Genomic DNA, 17,423 nt, shown 5'->3' on the forward strand with positions numbered 1-17,423 from the left:
ACCACCGCTCGCAGATCGACCGTGCGCTTGTTGCCGCCCCGCTTGGCCGGCGGGATCAGCGGTGCGACCAGCGCCCACTCCGCATCCGTCAGGTCGCTGGGATAGCGCAGGCCACTTCGATCGTACCGGCCACGGTTCTCCTGTGTCCACATCAGCCGCCTCCAAAAAGAGGCCGCATCTCAGCACAAGATGCCGCTAAACAACAATATGATCCCGGACGGACTCTGAGGGATGGACACGTCGCTCGCCAAGCGCCTGGCGCACAGCCCTATCATCGCCACGCTTTATGGGGCGGAGCAGCTAGGCGCTTTCCTGAAGAGCGCTGCGGGTATCGCGATCGTCGCCAACATCTAGCTGCGTCGTCTGCAGCCGGTGCTGGCGGCGCTCGCCGAGGCCGACAAGTATGCGGTCGTCAACATCGACAGTTGCGACGGTCTCTCCCAGGAACGTGGCGGGGTCGATTACTTGGCCGATGCAGGGGCGAAGGGGATCGTTTCGACGCGCGTGGCCACGATCCAGCGCGCCCGGCGCTCCGGGTTGCTGTCGGTGCAGAAAGTATTCGTCACGGACCGGTCGACCCTGCCGCGAAGTCTCACCGCTATCCAGCAGAGCGAGCCGAATCTCGTCCAACTCATGCCAGCACCAATGCTCCCCCACATCCCAGCGAACTGCCGGAAAGGCATGCCGCCCGTCGTCGCGTCGGGCTTCGTCTGCAATCGTGCAGGCGTCGTAGGGGCATTGGGCCACGGAGCCGTCGCTGTTTCGACAAGCGATCAGCAGTTGTGGAAGCTCACTGCAAGAGAACTCAGGTATCCCCCCTGATTCGCGACACTGGCCTGCTGCCGATCGCTCCGTTGACTTATCATACCCATGCCGCGCGGCGTGCCGATCCCAGCAAGCTGCCGGCACGGGCCAAGAGCGACGCGGCGCTGATGGTCGAGATCCAGCGCGTGTCCGAGGCGAACTTCAACGTCTACGGCCTGCGCAAGGTCTGATCCGACAACACCGTTCTGGTTCTGGCTGGACGCGTGCTACGCTTCAGGCAAGGCGCCCCCGAAGCACCCGCAGGTGACGCCGCAGAGTGCCCCGGGGAGGACGCGATGAAGATCACCCGCATCGAGGTGTACGCTTTGCGCGCGCCCACGCAGGAGCGTCCGCACTGGACGAGCCACTTCATCGTCCCTACCGCCAACGAGATACTGGTACAGCTCTGGACCGACGAGGGGATCGACGGCTTCGGGTTGGCCACCAGCTACACGCCCATCGACTTCGCCGTCCGCGCTTTCCAGGCCGGCCTCGGCGAACTCGTCGTCGGCGAGGACCCGCTCGCGCCCGAGCGGCTGTACGCCAAGCTATTCGGCTTGACCTCGAAGCGCGTCGCCAGCGAGCGGGGCTGGTCGCGCGAGGCGCTGATCCGGATCTCAGCCGCCGTCGACATCGCCTGCTGGGACATCGTCGGCAAGGCCGCGGGGCTGCCCCTCTACCGCTTATTCGGCGGTTACCGCAGCCAGGTGCCGGCCTATGTCACCTGCGCGTACTACCGCGAGGGCAAGGATCTGGCCGAACTGCGCGACGAGATGGAAATGCTCAAGGCTCAGGGCCACACCGGATTCAAGGCGAAGTTCGGCGGGGCGCCGCTGGCCGAGGACGTCGAGCGGCTTGCGCTGATGCGCGAGGTGATCGGCCCGGACCGGTCTCTGATGGTCGACGTGAACCGGGCCTGGGATCTCGACACCGCGATCGAGGGGGCCCGATTGATCGAGCCGCTGGACCCGCTCTGGCTCGAGGAGCCGCTGACCTGGGAGGACGACCGGCGCGGCCTCAAGCTGCTGGCGATGAAGACGCGCATCCCGCTCTCGGGCGGCGAGAGCGAGACCACGAGCTACGGCTGCCGCGCCATGCTGGAGGAGCAGGCGATCCAGATCCTGCAGTTCGACTGCACGATGATGGGCGGCTTCACGGAAGGCCGGAAGCTCGCCGCCCTGTGCGACCTAAACCACGTCAAGGTCGCGCCCCACCACGACTGCTTCATCCACGCCCACATCGTGGCCGGCAGCCCGTCCGGCTACATCGTCGAATCCTTCACCGATCCCGAGCGCGATCCCTTGCAGGCGGAATTGTTCGAGGACCCGCCGACGCTGCGGGACGGGATGCTGACGCTGAAGGAGCAGCCCGGCCTCGGGCTGACGCTGTCCGAGCGGGCGATGACCAAGTTCAGCACGCGGATCCTGTGATGCGCTGTTCGTCGGACGCAATCCGGATCCACCCCGCGCCACCGCCGCCAGAGGCGGCCCTCCTCAATGGCCTTCGTGGACTCGCAACGAGCCACATCTCCGATGCGGCCGGGTTCCCCTGCACGGTTCCAGTCGCGATCCGGCCCATGCACCGGTCGGGCGCGCTGTGCGGTCCGGCGATTACGGTCCGGACGGCCGCCGGTGACAATCTGATGGTGCAGAAGGCGGTCGATCTCGCCCGGCCCGGCGACGTGGTCGTGGTGGCGGCCGGGGGCTGTCTGGAGCGGGCGCTCGTCGGCGAGATCGTCAGCCGGCACGCGGCGGCCCGGGGCGTGGCGGGCTTCGTGGTGGACGGCGCGATCCGCGACCTGGACGTCGTCGAGACCTCCGACCTCCCGATCTTCGCCCGCGGCGTCAGCGCGCGCGGACCGACCCGGCAGGGTCCGGGCACGATCAACGCGCCGGTGACGCTCGGCGACGTGACCGTTCATCCGGGCGATCTCATCGTCGGCGACCGGGACGGCATCGTGGTTGTGCCCTGCGCGTCGGCCGTCGCGGTCGCCGCGGCGGCGCGGGCCCTGGCCCAACGGGAGCGGGATCTTCTGGCCGCGATCGACGCGGGTCTGCTCGATCGTGCGTGGGTGGACGAGGCGCTGCGCCGCAACGGCTGCGCCCTGGAATGAAGGCGTCCACGGCCGCGACTTTCAAGGACCATCGGGGGGATCGGATGATGAGACGGTTGCGGCAGCACTGCGCCCTCGCGCTGGCGGGCATCCTCGCCTTCGCCTCGGCGGCGTCGGCGGAGACGGCGACGATCCGCGTCGCCCAGCAGTTCGGCCTCGGCTACCTGCCGCTGATGATCATGGAGGACCAGAAGCTCGTCGAGAAAGCGGTCGAGGCCGCCGGCCTGCCGCCCGTCACGGTCCCCTGGGCGAAGCTCGGGGGAACCTCGTCGGTGAACGACGCCCTGCTGTCCGGCTCGGTCGATTTCTCGGCCGGCGGGATCCCGGGCCTGCTGACGCTGTGGGCCCGGACGAAGGGCGCGAGCAATGCGGTGAAGGGGGTCGCGGCGATCAGCCAGATGCCGTTCGACTTCATCGTCACCAAACCCGGGATCAAGTCCCTCGACGACTTCACGCCGCAGGACAAGATCGCGGTCACCTCGATCAAAGTCTCGACCCAGGCGCTGGTGCTGGCCATGGCGGCCGCGCAGCGTTACGGGGCCGCGCAGTTCGACAAGCTCGACCCCATGACGGTGTCGCTGCCGCATCCGGATTCCGTCCTCGCGCTGAAGAGCGGGTCCATGGGCATCGTCGGCCACATCTCGGCGCCGCCGTTCCAGCAGGAGGAGCGCAAGATCCCCGGGGCGCGCGTGCTGTTCACGAGCTACGACGTGCTGGGCGGACCGGCGACGTTCATCACGCTGTGGACGACCACACGCTTCCACCACGAGAACCCGAAGACCCACGCGGCGCTCTACCGGGCGATCGGTCAGGCCATGGCCTATATCGGCTCCGACAAGCGCGGCGCGGCGGAGACCTACAAGCGGATGACCGGGGACAAGACGGACACCGCCGAGATCGTGGCGATCCTGGAGGATCCCCTGGTCGCCTACACCATGGCCCCGCACGGCGTCATGAAGTACGCGAAGTTCATGCACGAGATCGGCCGCATCAAGAGCATGCCGGCCGACTGGAAGGATGCGTATTTCCCGGAGGCCGCAGGGCTCGACGGAAACTGATCCGGCATCCGGGCGGGAGGATCCTGCATGGCACGCTACGAGATCGCGACGATCGCGGGGGACGGCATCGGCCCGGAGGTGACCCGGGCGGCCATTCGCGTCCTCACGGAGGCCTGCGGCCGCGAGGCGCTGGAATTCGCGATGCGGCCCGGCGGGGCCGCGCATTACACGCGGTCGGGCGCGGTGCTGCCCGACGACACCTTCGCTGCCTGCCGCGACATGCACGCGATCCTGCATGGCGCGGCCGGCCTGCCGGAGGTCACCTACCCGGACGGCACCGAGGTCGGCAACGACCTGCACCTGCGCCTGCGCTTCTGGCTCGATCTCTACGCGAACGTACGCCCCATCCAGCTCCTGCCCGGCGTGCGCTCGCCGCTGGCCGGGGTCGAACCCGGCGGCATCGACTACGTGATCGTCCGGGAGAACACCGAGGGGCTCTACGCCAGCCGCGGGGCGGGCGTGCTGCTGCGCGGGGAGTTCGCCTCGGACACGCTGGTGGTGACGCGCAAGGGCACCGAGCGCGTCGCCCGCTTCGCCTTCGACCTCGCCCGCAAGCGCACCGGCGCCCCCCGCGACGGGCGGCGCCGCGTCACGGTCTGCGACAAGGCCAACATCCTGCGCAGCTACGCCTTCTTCCGCGCGGTCTGCACCGAGGTGGCGGCCGATTATCCGGACGTCGCGATCGACTACGCCTACGCCGACGCGATCACCGTGCATCTGCTGAAACGCCCGGACTTCTACGACGTGATCGTCGCCGAGAACATGTTCGGCGACGTGATCTCCGACCTCGGCGCGGCCACCGTGGGCGGCATGGGCATCGCACCGTCGGGCGAGATCGGCGACGGCCACGGCCTGTTCCAGGGTGCGCACGGCTCGGCGCCGGACATCGCCGGCCAGGGCGTGGCGAGCCCGCTGGCGACAATCCTGAGCGGCGCGCTGATGCTGCGCTGGCTGGGCGAGCGCCACGCCGATCCGGCCCTGGGCGAGGCTGCGGCACGCGTCGAAGCGGCGGTGGACGCGGTCCTGGCCGGGGGCGCCGCGGTCCCGTACGACCAGGGCGGGAGCGCCGGTTGCGAGACGGTGACCGAAGCTGTTTGTCGCGCTCTGCGATGACGGCCTTATCAAGGGGCAGTTGCGGACGATACTAGACTCCGGTGGAGATCGATTCGTTTCCGACAATCTGATATGTCAGTTGATCAGCTTTCATGCAATGAAGACGGTCGTCCAAGGCTATCGACGTTGCGTTCCGGGGGCTGGTTAGCATTTCGGGCTCGATCCAAAAGCACATAGGTGCATAATCGCTACGACATCATGAATTGACAGGCGCGCAGCCTATTCCCCCATTTCGTCGGGAACATCGGCGTGCCCCCATTGTACTATGAGCCCGCTACAACATCGGCATGCCGCCCGTGACCGGCACCAGCCCCCCCGACATGAAGCTGCCTTCCCGCGAGGCCAGCAAAACATAGGCCGGGGCCAGTTCGGCCGGCTGCCCCGCCCGGCCGAGCGGCGTGTTGGCGCCGAGGCTCTCCATCTGCTCCGGGCTCTTCACGATCGGCTGGATCGGCGTCCAGACCGGCCCCGGCGCGACGCAGTTCACCCGGATGCCCTGCGGCGCCAGCAGGTTCGACAGGCCGATCGTCAGGCTGGCGATCGCACCCTTGGTGGCGGCGTAGATCAGCATGTTCGCGCCCGCCACCTTGGCCTGCACGCTGGTGGAGTTCACGATCGCCCCGCCCGGCTTCATGTGCGGCACCGCAGCCTGGGCCAGGTAGTACATGGCGAACACGTTGGCGCGGAACGAACCCTCGATGTCGGTCGCCGTCAGGTCGTCCAGACCCTGGTTCACAACCTGCGCGGCGGCGTTGTTGACCAGCACGTCGAGACGGCCGAACGCCTCCACGGTCCTCGCGACCAGAGCGCGGCAGTGGGCTTCGTCGCGGATGTCCCCGGGCAGGAGCAGGCATCTGCGACCGGCCTTCTCTACCCACCCGGCGGTATCCTCAGCGTCCGGCTGCTCGGCCTCCAGGTAGGAGATCGCCACATCAGCGCCCTCGCGCGCGTAGGCGATGGCCACCGCGCGACCGATGCCGGAGTCCCCGCCGGTGATCAGCGCAGCTTGCCCGGCAAGAAGCCCCTTGCCGACGTAGCTGTCCTCGCCGTGATCGGGCCGGGGCGTCATCTTCGACGTGAGACCTGGCCGTGGTTGCTGCTGATCGCCGGGGAATGGCGGTCGCGGCCCGGCTTGGCGAGGGTCGTCGGTCATGATGGGTCTCCCGTGTCGCAGGTGCATCTAGGTCACGCCATTGCAACCGGCAGTTCGCTCACCTGCGTCGTGTAGCGCGGGGTACGCATCTCGAACTTGGTGCTCCAGTCGCGTCGGCCGACCAGCCCGGCGCGCGCCGGCACCACCGTGCCGCGGCCCCAGCGGGCGTTGCAGGCGTCCACCGCCGCCATCAGCGGATCCGACCGCTCCCGGTCGAGCCGGCCGATCAGCGCCCGCGGGCTATGAGACAGCGGCACGAGGTCGTTGGTGAGGATGCCGGCCTTGCTGTAGCGCCACGACGGTCGGTTGGGGCTCGCGTCCCGCCATGTCTTGGCGACGCCGAGCCGCGCCGCCTTGATCAGCGCCAGCGTGTCCGACGTGTGCTCGGGCAGGGTGACGGTGGCAGACACCGACCGCTGCGGGTCGTCACGGTCGTGGTCGCTGGTGTGATAGAAGACCGTGACGTGGTCGGTGGCCAGCCCCTCGCGCCGCAGCTTCTCGCCGAGCCGCGTGGCGTGCGCCGCCACCGCCTCCTCCAGCGTCGCCCGGTCGGTGATCCGGGTGCTGAACGAGCGTGTCACCGCGCAGCCCTTGCGCCGCGCCGGGACGAGTTCCAGCGGCAGGCAGGCCGTGCCCCGTAGCTCGTGGATGATGCGTTCGCCCACCACCGTCAGGCCCTTGCGCACCGGCCGGGGGTCGAGGTCGCGCAGATCGGCGACGCTCTCCACGCCCATCGCCTCCAACTTGGCCAGTGAGGCCCGACCGATGCCCCACACCTCGGCCGCGGCTACCCGGCACAGCCAGTGATCGTAAGCCGACGGTTCGGTTAGGTCGCACACGCCGGAGAGGTCCGGCAGGCTCTTGGCGATGTGGTTTGCGAGCTTGGCCAGCGTCTTCGTCGGGCCAATGCCGACGCAGGTCGGGATGCCGGTCCAGGCCCGCACTGTGGCGCGCAGATCCAACGCGAGTTCGACCCGCAACGCCGCAGCCACGTCCGAGAGATCGAGGAACGACTCGTCGATCGAGTAGACCTCGACCCGCGGGCTGAACTGCCGGAACACCGCGTTGGTCCGGGCGCTCATGTCGCCGTAGAGTGTGTAGTTCGACGAGAACACGCGCACGCCGTGGCTGCGGCACAGGTCGCGGATCTTGAAGTACGGCTCGCCCATGCGGATGCCGAGCACCTTGGCCTCGCTGGTGCGGGCGATGGCGCAGCCGTCGTTGTTGGACAGCACGATCACCGGCACGGCGGCGAGCTTCGGGTCGAACACCCGTTCGCAGGAGCAGTAGAAGCTGTTGCCGTCGATCAGCGCGTAGGCCCGGCCACCACCGATCCGATCGCGCCGGCGCGTAGCTAGACCGCTCACGACAGCCGCCCGCGGGCGACGTGCCAGCGGATCGAGAAGCGCAGCGTGCCCCAGATCTCGACCTCACCGAACTCGTCGATGGCGAAGGCGGGTAGGATGGGGCTATCGAAGGCGAGGTGGGCCCGGTTGCCCTCGATCCGATAGCGCTTGCACGAGAGCTGGCCGTCGACAACCGCCACGACGACGGCACCATCATAGGCCGCGAGGCTGCGGTCGACGCAGGCGAGATCGCGGTCGTGGATGCCGGCGCCGATCATGCTCTCGCCGCGCACCTGCATCAGAAAGGTCGCCGGCGGGTTCGGCACCAGCCAGCGCGGCAGTTCCAGCGCCCCCTCCAGGAAGTCGTCGGCCGGGCTCGGGAAACCCGCGCACAGGGCCTGCCCGACCAAGGGCACGCGCACGGCGTCGGGGCTACCGACCAGCAGCGCGTCGATGCGATTGACGGACACGCCGCTCAACCTGCAGGTGCAGGCACCGATTGTGGCCGCGCAGCGGCGGCGCATCCTCACCGTCGGCCTGCCGACGCTGTGGTTCCTGGCCCTGCTCGGCATGGTCTCCGCCTGGGCCACGGCGGGTGGGCGGCGAAGCCTGTCGGCGTTCTGGCGCGACCTGCCGAGCTTCGATCCGCTACCGCTCGCCGCCGGCCTCGGCGTGATCACGCTCGCCTTGCTTACCCACCACGCGCTCCACCCCCGGCTCGCCCGGCGCCGGATGCGGACCCTGATGGGCCCGCCGAGCGAGGACGGCCGCGACCCAGGCCCGGTGCCGATGCGCTACCGGCTCGACGGGGCCGGACTGACCCAGACCGCACCGGATCTCGCGAGCTTCGTGCCCTGGCCGCGCATCCGCGGATTGGCGGAGGACCGGGATCACCTGTTCCTCATGGTCGAGATCGGCGACGTCCCGATCGTCCTGCCCAAGGCGCAACTGGGCGCGGAGGTCGTCGCGGACATCCGGAGCTGGGTGCACGCCTGCGCCGGCCGTCCCGCCCCCGCGCCGCCGCCGGCCGAACCGGTCACCGGACCCGAGGCGGTGCGCGCCACGATGCGCCTGACGGTGGAGGAACGGGTGCCGATCATCCTGCGTGCGCTGGAGAATCCTCTCGCCCGCCGCGCCCGGCTCATCGCCACCGCCGCGTGGTTCGTGGGCCTGAGCCTGCTCTACCCTGCTCTGCTGGCGATGCTCTGGGCGATCGACCCCTACCGGGTGCCCCTGGCCGACACGCTACCGCTCTTCGCCGAGATGGTCGCCACCGATTTCTGGAAGCCTTCCGCCATCGTCGCGGCGGTGATCGGCCTGGTCCTCGCGGTCCATCCCCGCGCGCGCCGCTGGTTCGCCGGGGCCGCAGCCCACGACCTCGACGCGGAGGCCCCCGCGGGGGAGGCCCGGATCGTGATCGACGGGGCCGGCATCGTCACGGCGCAGGACGGTGCCCATGCCCGTCTCGGCTGGAACCTCTTCCACGGATACGAGCGGGTCGGCGACCTCGTGATCCTGTCGATGCGCTGGAACGACGTGCTGCCGGTGCCGCTGCGGATCTTCAAGCCGGAGGCGCGCACCCGGTTCGAGGCCCTCGCCGAACGCCACCTTCCGATGGAGACCCGAGCCCGATGAACGACGCCCTTCGCCGCGGCCGCGCGGCCCTCCTCCTGGCCTGCCTGCTCGCCGTCGCCCCGGCGCGCGCCGAGGATGCCCCCGAGACCACCGCCGACCCCGCCCCCGGCGCCGTCGCGACGCCGGAGGACGCTCTCCCGGGCCCGACGGTGCTGCGCCTCGATCAGGGCTTTGTGCTCGACCTCCCGGCGGGCTGGGTTCTGGAAGAAGCCGACGACGACCCCGGCGACGCCACCGGCCGGCGCGTGGTGCGCGTCGTCTGCCAGACCCCGGCATGCGCCCGGACCCAGGAGACCTGCACCTTGCGCCTGCGCACCGGCCCGGTCGAGGGGGCGGACGACGCGGCCCGCCTCGCCGGGCTCCACGCCGCGCCGCTCTCCCGCTACTTCCGCCTGCGCGCCGTCCTGAAGAGCACGAGTCCGGGTGCCTCGATCCGCCGCCCGATCGCGCCCGAGCGCTTCGGTCCGCGCGACTGGATCGCTGTCGAGACCGAGGCGGCGCCGCGGCTCAAGTCGGGCCTGTTCGCGGAGACGGTGATCGGCGGGCGCTATCTCGGGGCGATCTGCAAGACCTGCGAGACCGGCCCGGTGCGCCATAAATCCGCCCGCGCGCTGCTGGCGAGCGCGCGCCGGCCGGCATGGTCGGCGGCGCGGTGAGGCCGCGCGCCCTCTCGACCGGCCGCCCGCGGCGGCGAAAACGCGTCTGCGCGTCCATGGCACTCTCGGGCGACGGCGCGCGGTCGGCGCCAGCGAACCGTTTCACCCACGCAAGGAGAAACGACGAATGATCATCTGGTCCGGCTGGGGCATGCTCTCGGCGCTGATCGCGGCCGCCGGCCTGTTCGGCAGCGTGCTTCTCGACCCCGCGCTCGCGCATTCGGGTATCCCGACGCCCACTGGGGTCGTCCTCGTCTGGGTCGCCGCAGCGGGCTTCAACTGGTGGCTCGGCACCCGGCTCAACAACCGACCAGGCCGCGAACTCCTCGATCCGCGCATCGGGCAGATCGTGGTCCTGCGCGGGCGCCACACCCTATCCTGGATCCCAATGCAGTACTATTCCGTGATGATGGTGCTGCTCGGCGCCCTAGCCGTGCTCGGGGCGATGCATGCGGGCTCGTCCGGGCATCCGGTCTGATGCCCCGGCGGGGCGCCGGCGAGCGGCCCGCCTCCGGGTCCGGCGCCCCGCGTCAGGCGCTGTCGCACGACGGCCGCGTCGACCTTCCCGCTGCGCGCTACCGCATGCCGCCGACCCCGAAGCCGGGGTTGGAGCGGAAGTAGCCCCCTCAACCTCGTCCCGGTTCACGGCGTGCGGCGGCACGGCGGGCGTCTCGGGCTCCGCCGGGAGCGCCGGTCTGCGAGCATGAGCGGTTGCGGCCGCGTCATCGACCCTCCGGGATGACGAAGACGGAGGCCGGCGCGCCGTGCTGCCGGTCCCAGCCCTGCCAAGCGACGTCGGTCGGACCGACGGCGAAATCGACGATGCGCCAGCCGGACCCCTCCCGGCGCAGGAGCGCGACGTAGGAATCCGAGGTCAGGTCGTCCCGCATCGCCCGGCGCGGGCGCCCCCCGTCCGGCCGCTGCATCGTAGCGAGGAGAAAGGCCCAGACGCCCTCGCGGTTCAGCGCGGTGACGAAGAAGCGGAGCGGCTGGCGAAGCGCCGCCTCCGCCGGGCCGCGCGCAGCGTCGAGGAGGACACGCCGCTCCGGACCCTGCAGCGTGTCGGCCCGGCCCGACGGGGCCCAGAGGGCGAGCGGGGCCGAAAGAAGGGCGAGGAGGGAGCGGCGTCGCATGATTGGATCTCCAGGGCCGTTCATCGCGCGTGCGACCGTCGCTGCGAAGCCTGGACGAGCGCGAGCGCCGGGGTGAGAAACATGACGGGCAGGAGAGGGATGACGAGCCACACCGGCACGATCAGCGCGCCGGATGCGGAGGCGTCGCTGCGAAGCGCAGCGTGGTGAGGTCCGGCGTCATCCAGGCCCCTTGCGGTAGGCCCGCATCTGCCGGGCGAAGGCCCGCGCGCCCGCCGCCCAGGGGGCGCCGCTGCGCGAGATGGCGTCGAGGGCGGCGAACGCGGCGCGGCCGTGCCGCCGGCTGGCGAAGAGGGCAATGCCCTGGTCAGCCACGTTCACGTCGCCGTCCGTGAGCCCCGCGACGCAGGCGAGGTAACCGGCCACGTTGGCCACCGCGTCCGCATCCAGGGCGATGCGCTCGACTTTGCGGGGGTCGGCGAGGTCTCGCGGGTAGCAGTCGTCGAACGTCTCCGCGAGAGCGCCGCCCACGAGCTTGGAGGCCTGAACTTCGGCGCAGCTCGGCAGTGGCAGGCCCTCGACGGCGCGGGCAGCGGTGGACGCGAGGATCAGGGCGAGGGCAGCGACGGCGGGGGGTGGGACGGTCATCGGCGGTATCCCAGCACGTGCAGGGCCTCGCGCCGCCGTTCGAGGGGGAAGCGGCCGCGGGCGGCCAGCGCGGCCTCGGCGCCGTCCAGATCCTGCGGGATCGCGCGTGGGGGCAGGCCACTCCCGCGCGGGTGAAGGACCACGGCCGGCATCTCCAGCCACTCAATCGCCCGGAGTTCGATCGGTCCGAATTCGAGCGTGTCGACGTAAGGTCGCGGCGGGTACAGCGCCCGTTCGGTCGGCAGGGTCATGGGCTTGGGGTCCGCAACATCGATGAACTTCACCGACGCCCAGCGGACCGCGACTCCAGCCTCCTCCAAGGCGATGAACAGTCGGCGCCATTTGGTATCGGACATCAGCGCGTGCGAGAATCGCCGCCGCGCCAGCGCGGCGAGGCGGTCCAGTCCGGTGCGCGCGCGGGCAGTGACGGTGCCCGCCATCACGTGCCCTCCCGCCGGTAGACGCCCCGGAAGCTGACGTTGAGCCCGCCGCAGGCGAGGTTGTCGTCCGCCACGAGCCAAGGGCCGACCCGTCGCATCCAGACCTTGCAGTCGAACTCGCCCCCTTTCGCGAGCGGGAGCGTGCCCTTCTCGCCCATGGCGAAGCTCAAGGCCCCATCCGCGGGCGCGACCGTGCCGCCGATCTCGCCGAGGTGGACGGAGCCACGCTGCGCGCGCTCCGGGTCGCCCGCGCCCCAGGTGGCGCTGCCGTCGATCGCGACGGTGCCGGGCTCCGCGCCCGCCTCGATCGCGATTCTGGCCTCGACCCGCCTCCAGACGCCGAGCCAGGCCTCGCGTGTCACGGGCGGCGCCAGCTCGGGGGCGACGACGGCTTCCGGCAGCCAGCCCGTCGTGTCCAGGCCGGTCTTCATCTGCGGAAAAGTCGCGCAGACGTAGGCCTTCCGCCGCTCGCCGAGGACCACGCGGTCTCCCGGCACAAGGTAGCCCTGCGCCGCGCAGGCCGGGTCGGCGTCCGGGCAGCCCTTGCGGGCGAGCCCGTCCCGCACGAAGCGGACGCGGCCCGCGCCGACGATCCGCCCAGGGCCGGATGCAGCCCCCTCCGAGAGCCGCGGTGCCTGCCGGCACAAGTTCTCCGATGTCTCCTGCGCGCCCGCCGCGGATGCGGCAATGAGGAGGGCGGCCACGGCCACGTTCCGTCCGGATCGGGTCATCAATCCATCCCCGCGAGGTCGTCGAGTTCGGCGGTATGGCGCTCGTCGTACAACCAGGAGCAGGTAGGCGCGGCCCCTTTGCGGCCGGTACCGGCGGTGAAGGCCACCGGGATCTTGCCCTCCCGGTCCGCCCGCACGTAGTGCCGCTGTGTGCGGGTGGGCGCCGGCCATGACGCGGGCGAGCCACGCTCGGTCATCCGCGACAGGGCGCGCCCTTCAGCCACGTCGGCCGCACAGCGCTCGTCGTAGCCCCCGATGGTCCTGCCCTCCGTGCCAACCTTCCGGCACGCCCGGTCCATTCCAGCAGCGCGCGGCATCGTTAGCGTTCGCGCGGCCATCCGTCAGCCCCGGGATCCGGTTTCCGGATGGGAACCCCGACTCCCAGCGAGCGTGGGATAGCCAGAGAGCGATCCGCGCGCTTCAGCCGACGAGGAAAACGAGGATCGCTGCCGTCGCGGCGAAGGCGATCCAGGGAGCGGCCCGCTGCTCCGCCACGAGCACCCGCACGACCATGAAGAGGAGCGCCTCCGCCAGAAGCAGGAACCCCGCTTGTCCGGTGAAGCCCCGTACGGCGTGCCGCCAGTTCCGGGACCCGGGCACGTAGCGCGACTTGACCAGCGCGGCGCCGATCGCGGCCAGCACGAGGGTCAGGCCCACGACCACCGCGAGGACACGGATCGCCGCTGCCGACCGGCCGTTCCCATGCCCGCGCCGCAGCATCAGGAGCTCGGACGCGTAGAAGCCGATAACCGGCGTCACCAGCGCCGCCGCCACGACCCCGGCGCGCATGGGGCCGGACCGGCGCGCGAGCGCGGGGGAGCGCGCCAAGCGCACAACCCAGACGATGTGCGCAACGAGGACGCCCGCGATAAGGACGAGACCGATGTTGATGACGAGCAGCATCACACGGATGCCGTCGGCGTTCAGGAACATTCAGGGTCGCTCCGGGATGCGCGGCGGGGCGTTCATCTAGGGCGGCTCGGCCCCGCCCCGCTTCCTGTGTCCCCTCGTGCATCCCCTTGCGCGTCGGCCGGGGCGGGCTCGTCCGACACGACGTCCCTCACGTGAGCCCGGATCTGCGCCCCGCCGAGCGCGATCGTCCGAGCGCCCGCTCGGTTCCCGCAAACTCGAGGTTGGACGGTGTCGGTGCCGCCCTCGGGGTCGAAGAACGCCACCACCGTCATCGGCGAGGCGGCCTCCGCCCCGATGTGACGGTCGCCGGGCCTGGTGGCGCGTTTCTCGCGCGGCGGCGTTCGGGGTTCCCGTCGGCATCCGATCGGTCCTCCTGCCTGTTCGCGTGGCCCTGGTATCCGGGGGCAGCTGCGGGTCGGCGCCGGGATGATCGTTCCGTCTGGCGGAGACAATCCACGGTCCGGGACCGATCCGGACCTTCCGTGCCGGGCGATGCGTGCGAAGATGAAGCTCGTCACGGCGCGTTGGAGCGCCGCGACGGCACGGGTGCATCCGGTTCACGCCACTCCGCCGGGGCCGGCCCACAGCGCGTCGGCCTCCGCCGCGAGGTTGATGCGAGCGGCCCCCTCCAGGCGCTCTAGGAAGAGGCGGGTCTGATAGAGGCACGGCCGGGCGAGGAAGCGGTCGAGCACCCCCGCGCGCCCGAGGCGCCAGATCGCCTCCGGTACGGCGGCGTATTCCCGCCGGATCGCCGCGGCGTAGGCCGCGTAAACCGGCGGCGCGGCTCCCAGCACCGCGAGGTCGAGGTCGATCATCAGGCGTGCTGCCGGGTCGGCGCTGGTCTCGTGCGCGGCGGTCGCGCGGATCATCGCTCCGGCATCCCGGACGCACGGCGCACCGACGGCCGGCCCGGCCTGCGCTACCAGCAGCTCGGCGCTCCGCGCCTCGTTGTCGGACCGGCCGGTGTCGTAGACGGCGTCGTGGAAGACGATCGCCAGATCGAGCGCGTCGTGGTCGAGCCCGGCGAAATCCGGTTTGTCCCGCACCGCGTCGTGTCCGGTGAGCAGGTCCGCCACGTGACCCCAGCCGTGATAGTGGCGCCCGACAGCACCGTAGCCGGAATCGAGTGCCCGCCACGCGGCCTCCGAGTCGACCGCGTCGCCGGCCTGCCCGACCGTCCGGGCCCAGAGGTCGAAGAAGCGCGCGCGAAGCTGCTCCACGGACGGCGCCTCAGTTCACACGGTAGCAGGTCGAGGTCGGGCCGGGCGCGCCGCGCATCCCGCCGGCGGGCCGAACTTCACAGACGACATACTTGCCCCCGCGTTCCAGGGTGAAGCTTGGGCCCGTGGCCGAGACGATCCAGTGGCCGCCGTTCAGCAAGGCGCTCATCGGCTGTTCGACGGCCTCCCAGGTGGTCGCGAGGCGCGGCGGCGCGGCGAGGGCACCGTAGCTCTGGGCCCGCGCGGGAAGACCCGCGAGCGGGCTGAGGACAAGGGCGAGGGTAAGCTGAAGGGCTCGAGTCATGAGGATCCTCGGAAGGGCTGGCCGGCTTGGGACGATCGGTTCATCGGTAGGCTGGCGCCATGCGCCGCATCGCCCGAACCTTGGCGGTGTGGACCGCCGGGCTGCGGACAAGCTCGTGGCAGAACAGCAGCGGCATCAGCTTCGGTGGATCGTGCACCGCTCCGTCGCCCCGGGCCATGGGCATAGCCCGTCGCGCGGCCGCCACTGCGACAGCGCGGGCGGTAGAGGCGCCACCGCCGCTATTACCGCACGGTCTACTCGCCTCCGGCCCGCGGCATCCCGACGGACCCAACGCAACAATCGAAGCAACACGCACGAAAGGCCACGCTTCTACATGCGCCCCCAGATGACGGCCCGAACGGTCGCGGGGGACGAGACCATGACCAACATCATTGCCCGGCTGCTGATTACCGTCAGCGTCATGAGCGCCATCGCTTGCGCGCCGATGCTCGCACCCGCCACGGCGGCCGTCGTCAGTCAATCCAAGTAGGGGGCGAGGGTATGAACCTCATCGTCCTGCTGGTCCTGGGCAATTTCGCCTGCGCGACCCTCATCCCGCTCGTCGCAATGACAGTGGCCTAGACCGCACTTCTGATCATCATCTTCTTCTGCCAGGGAACATCCACATGAACACGACGAAGATCGCTTCCATCGCTGCGGCCGCCTGCTTGATGTCATCTCAGAATATGGCTCAGCAATCGGGGGGCCAAGAAAACCTCAAGCGTCACTGCACGGCAGACTACCTTGAGCATTGCAGCCAGTTCTCGCCGGGTGGGCCGGAGCTCCAGGCTTGCTTCCGCGAGAAGTTCAAGATCCTGTCGCACAACTGCTCAATCGCGATCACGGCGTATCAGCAGGAGCAGGATGGCATGAGTGCGATCAAGAAGATCAGCGCAGCGCGCTGAACGCCCCTAGTCGATCGCTGGTCGCCTCGCGGCAGGCCAGACTGCGGAAGCCCTGCCAAACCGCTCATCGCGCTGGTGCGGCCCAGCTTGCGGGCGTATCAGGCCACATGTCCAAGCGCGTCCGCCAACTCCCGCAGGAGCGGGGTTTCGTCCTGTTCGATATCGTCTACGAAGACGGCAGCCGCGCCTCGAACCGGCGGGTGCCGATGGAGATCCTGGGCGGCCTCGACGGCGACGACCCGGCACGCGGCCATATCGAACAGCAGGAAGCGGAGATCGCCGGGAAGGCCGGCCGGGCGCCGCGGGCGATCCAGAGCCTCATGCGTTCGCCCAAGGCGGATCCGAGACCGGTGCGCGAATAGATGGCCTCCTCGCTCTAGTACAGGTGCTTGCGTCCAGGCAGCAGGCCCGGCACCCAGAGACCATGATCAAGTCCGAACTGATCGCCCGCATCGCAGAGCAAAACCCACACCTCTACGCGAAGGAGGTGGAGAAGGTGGTCAACGCCATCTTCGAACGCATCACCCGGGCGCTGGCGGAGGGCGACCGCGTCGAGCTGCGTGAGTTCGGCACGTTCGAGGTCCGGCGGTACGGAGCCCGGTCCGGCCGCAACCCGAGGACGGGAGAGAAGGTCACCGTCGCGGCCAAGGCGCTGCCCAACTTCAGGGCGGGCAAGGCGCTGCGGGCCCGGCTCAACTCGGTGGTAGAGGAGCTGAACCGCGAAGTGCCGGCGCTGCGTCGGGCGTCGTAGCACCAGCGGCCACCGCGTCTCCTCGACGACAAACGCCCCGAGAGCGGGGCTCCCGGGGCGCTGCTCGACCTGAGCGGCCAGTCTGATCGGGCTGGGGATGCTGAGGCCAAACCGGATCGTAGCATCTCTCGCGGCGGGCGGCGACGCGGGGGACCCCTCCCTCGCAGCCGCCCGCCGTACCGATCCCGGCTCTCGTTCGGGATCGGCTCAGCTCGGTATTAGAACGTGCCGAACTTGTAGTTCAGGCCGGCGCGGACGACGGCGAAGTCGTTGGTGTTCCGGCCGGCACCGGCCAGCGAGTAGACCGGCAGGAAGCCGACGTTGGAGGCGGCGGCGCCGACCAGCGGCAGACCGGTGCGGTTGCGGTCGAGGCTGACGTACAGGCCTTCGACCTTCACGGTGACGGCCGAGGAGCGGAAGAAGTTCAGGAAGGAGTCGGTGGGCAGGGCGTACTCGACGCCGCCGCCGACGGTCCAGCCGGTCTTGAAGTCGTCGCGGCGGCCGGCGAAGTTCTGGAAGCCGATGCGGGCGCCGGCATCCGTG

General features: G+C 70.3%; 24 protein-coding genes and 2 pseudogenes. 13 read left to right on the forward strand and 13 right to left on the reverse strand.

The genetic code is table 11. The annotated features are described in order from the left end of the window. Positions 1–152 (reverse strand): annotated as a pseudogene (locus Q8W71_RS30315) (IS5/IS1182 family transposase); the annotation flags it as partial. 79 nt (positions 153–231) lie between these two features. On the opposite strand from Q8W71_RS30315, the gene Q8W71_RS30320 reads away from it, so the two are divergent. The 7 genes and pseudogenes from Q8W71_RS30320 (at position 232) to Q8W71_RS30350 (ending at position 5,088) form a co-directional block, all read left to right on the forward strand. After that, on the forward strand, positions 232–354 hold the full coding sequence (locus Q8W71_RS30320) for a hypothetical protein (RefSeq protein WP_305529097.1): 123 nt from the start codon (positions 232–234) through the stop codon (positions 352–354). Between the two features lie 18 nt (positions 355–372). Further along, the gene (locus tag Q8W71_RS30325) at positions 373–822 is read left to right on the forward strand and encodes a glycerol-3-phosphate responsive antiterminator (RefSeq protein ID WP_305529098.1); all 450 of its coding nucleotides are present in this window, start codon (positions 373–375) and stop codon (positions 820–822) included. Positions 823–836: 14 nt separating this feature from the next. Further along, positions 837–992, forward strand: a pseudogene (locus Q8W71_RS30330) (IS3 family transposase); the annotation flags it as partial. A gap of 108 nt (positions 993–1,100) precedes the next feature. After that, complete coding sequence (locus tag Q8W71_RS30335) at positions 1,101–2,234, forward strand: mandelate racemase/muconate lactonizing enzyme family protein (RefSeq protein WP_305529099.1); 1,134 nt, start codon at positions 1,101–1,103, stop codon at positions 2,232–2,234. Beyond that, complete coding sequence (locus tag Q8W71_RS30340) at positions 2,234–2,917, forward strand: RraA family protein (protein ID WP_305529100.1); 684 nt, start codon at positions 2,234–2,236, stop codon at positions 2,915–2,917. The genes Q8W71_RS30335 and Q8W71_RS30340 overlap by 1 nt, the downstream gene beginning before the upstream one ends. A 44-nt stretch (positions 2,918–2,961) precedes the next feature. Further along, the gene (locus tag Q8W71_RS30345) at positions 2,962–3,975 is read left to right on the forward strand and encodes an ABC transporter substrate-binding protein (RefSeq protein ID WP_305529101.1); all 1,014 of its coding nucleotides are present in this window, start codon (positions 2,962–2,964) and stop codon (positions 3,973–3,975) included. 27 nt (positions 3,976–4,002) lie between these two features. Beyond that, the gene (locus tag Q8W71_RS30350) at positions 4,003–5,088 is read left to right on the forward strand and encodes an isocitrate/isopropylmalate dehydrogenase family protein (protein WP_305529102.1); all 1,086 of its coding nucleotides are present in this window, start codon (positions 4,003–4,005) and stop codon (positions 5,086–5,088) included. A 274-nt stretch (positions 5,089–5,362) separates the two neighbouring features. Here Q8W71_RS30350 and Q8W71_RS30355 read toward each other — a convergent pair whose 3' ends face one another. From Q8W71_RS30355 to Q8W71_RS30365, 3 genes are read right to left on the reverse strand one after another with little or no spacing between them, the layout of a single operon-like run. Beyond that, complete coding sequence (locus Q8W71_RS30355) at positions 5,363–6,241, reverse strand: SDR family oxidoreductase (RefSeq protein ID WP_305529103.1); 879 nt, start codon at positions 6,239–6,241, stop codon at positions 5,363–5,365. 32 nt (positions 6,242–6,273) lie between these two features. Beyond that, on the reverse strand, positions 6,274–7,608 hold the full coding sequence (locus Q8W71_RS30360; protein ID WP_305529104.1) for a Y-family DNA polymerase: 1,335 nt from the start codon (positions 7,606–7,608) through the stop codon (positions 6,274–6,276). Further along, the gene (locus Q8W71_RS30365; protein WP_305529105.1) at positions 7,605–8,057 is read right to left on the reverse strand and encodes a LexA family protein; all 453 of its coding nucleotides are present in this window, start codon (positions 8,055–8,057) and stop codon (positions 7,605–7,607) included. Before Q8W71_RS30365 ends, Q8W71_RS30360 begins: the two co-directional genes overlap by 4 nt. Between Q8W71_RS30365 and Q8W71_RS30370 the strand changes: the two genes are divergently transcribed. From Q8W71_RS30370 to Q8W71_RS30380, 3 genes are all read left to right on the forward strand, one after another. Further along, the gene (locus Q8W71_RS30370; RefSeq protein WP_305529106.1) at positions 8,041–9,222 is read left to right on the forward strand and encodes a YcxB family protein; all 1,182 of its coding nucleotides are present in this window, start codon (positions 8,041–8,043) and stop codon (positions 9,220–9,222) included. The genes Q8W71_RS30365 and Q8W71_RS30370 overlap by 17 nt on opposite strands. Then, positions 9,219–9,878 (forward strand): hypothetical protein, encoded by a 660-nt coding sequence (locus Q8W71_RS30375; protein ID WP_305529107.1) that lies wholly within the window; start codon positions 9,219–9,221, stop codon positions 9,876–9,878. The genes Q8W71_RS30370 and Q8W71_RS30375 overlap by 4 nt, the downstream gene beginning before the upstream one ends. 127 nt (positions 9,879–10,005) lie before the next feature. Beyond that, a complete protein-coding gene (locus tag Q8W71_RS30380; protein WP_305529108.1) occupies positions 10,006–10,356 on the forward strand; it encodes a hypothetical protein in 351 nt (116 codons plus the stop codon). Between the two features lie 244 nt (positions 10,357–10,600). On the opposite strand, the gene Q8W71_RS30385 is transcribed toward Q8W71_RS30380, so the two are convergent. The 8 genes from Q8W71_RS30385 to Q8W71_RS30420 all read right to left on the reverse strand — a co-directional run bounded on the left by Q8W71_RS30385 (position 10,601) and on the right by Q8W71_RS30420 (position 15,224). Beyond that, positions 10,601–11,011: a hypothetical protein gene (locus tag Q8W71_RS30385; RefSeq protein ID WP_305529109.1), complete on the reverse strand. Its 411-nt coding sequence runs from the start codon at positions 11,009–11,011 to the stop codon at positions 10,601–10,603. 177 nt (positions 11,012–11,188) lie between these two features. Beyond that, positions 11,189–11,617 carry a hypothetical protein gene (locus Q8W71_RS30390; protein ID WP_305529110.1) on the reverse strand — a complete coding sequence of 143 codons (429 nt, stop codon included), beginning with the start codon at positions 11,615–11,617 and terminating at the stop codon, positions 11,189–11,191. Further along, positions 11,614–12,057: a DUF6678 family protein gene (locus Q8W71_RS30395; protein ID WP_305529111.1), complete on the reverse strand. Its 444-nt coding sequence runs from the start codon at positions 12,055–12,057 to the stop codon at positions 11,614–11,616. Before Q8W71_RS30395 ends, Q8W71_RS30390 begins: the two co-directional genes overlap by 4 nt. Continuing rightward, the gene (locus tag Q8W71_RS30400; protein WP_305529112.1) at positions 12,057–12,788 is read right to left on the reverse strand and encodes a hypothetical protein; all 732 of its coding nucleotides are present in this window, start codon (positions 12,786–12,788) and stop codon (positions 12,057–12,059) included. Before Q8W71_RS30400 ends, Q8W71_RS30395 begins: the two co-directional genes overlap by 1 nt. Further along, positions 12,788–13,105, reverse strand: a complete 318-nt coding sequence (locus tag Q8W71_RS30405) for a hypothetical protein (RefSeq protein WP_305529113.1) — start codon at positions 13,103–13,105, stop codon at positions 12,788–12,790. The genes Q8W71_RS30400 and Q8W71_RS30405 overlap by 1 nt, the downstream gene beginning before the upstream one ends. Before the next feature lie 103 nt (positions 13,106–13,208). Further along, positions 13,209–13,721, reverse strand: a complete 513-nt coding sequence (locus Q8W71_RS30410) for a hypothetical protein (protein WP_305529114.1) — start codon at positions 13,719–13,721, stop codon at positions 13,209–13,211. 536 nt (positions 13,722–14,257) lie between these two features. Then, entirely contained in the window at positions 14,258–14,920 is a 663-nt protein-coding gene (locus tag Q8W71_RS30415; RefSeq protein WP_305529115.1) for an HD domain-containing protein, read from the reverse strand. 10 nt (positions 14,921–14,930) lie between these two features. Beyond that, on the reverse strand, positions 14,931–15,224 hold the full coding sequence (locus Q8W71_RS30420; protein WP_305529116.1) for a hypothetical protein: 294 nt from the start codon (positions 15,222–15,224) through the stop codon (positions 14,931–14,933). 626 nt (positions 15,225–15,850) lie between these two features. Between Q8W71_RS30420 and Q8W71_RS30425 the strand changes: the two genes are divergently transcribed. From Q8W71_RS30425 to ihfB, 3 genes are all read left to right on the forward strand, one after another. Further along, positions 15,851–16,129 carry a hypothetical protein gene (locus tag Q8W71_RS30425; protein WP_305529117.1) on the forward strand — a complete coding sequence of 93 codons (279 nt, stop codon included), beginning with the start codon at positions 15,851–15,853 and terminating at the stop codon, positions 16,127–16,129. A 107-nt stretch (positions 16,130–16,236) separates the two neighbouring features. Then, complete coding sequence (locus tag Q8W71_RS30430) at positions 16,237–16,491, forward strand: hypothetical protein (RefSeq protein WP_305529118.1); 255 nt, start codon at positions 16,237–16,239, stop codon at positions 16,489–16,491. Positions 16,492–16,553: 62 nt separating this feature from the next. Beyond that, positions 16,554–16,880, forward strand: coding sequence for an integration host factor subunit beta (gene ihfB, locus Q8W71_RS30435; protein WP_305529119.1), 327 nt, complete (start codon positions 16,554–16,556; stop codon positions 16,878–16,880). Positions 16,881–17,098: 218 nt separating this feature from the next. On the opposite strand, the gene Q8W71_RS30440 is transcribed toward ihfB, so the two are convergent. Continuing rightward, positions 17,099–17,423: outer membrane protein (locus Q8W71_RS30440; RefSeq protein WP_370875583.1), on the reverse strand; the 325-nt coding region annotated here is incomplete at its 5' end.

Source organism: Methylobacterium amylolyticum, from assembly GCF_030700245.1.
GTDB lineage: Bacteria > Pseudomonadota > Alphaproteobacteria > Rhizobiales > Beijerinckiaceae > Methylobacterium.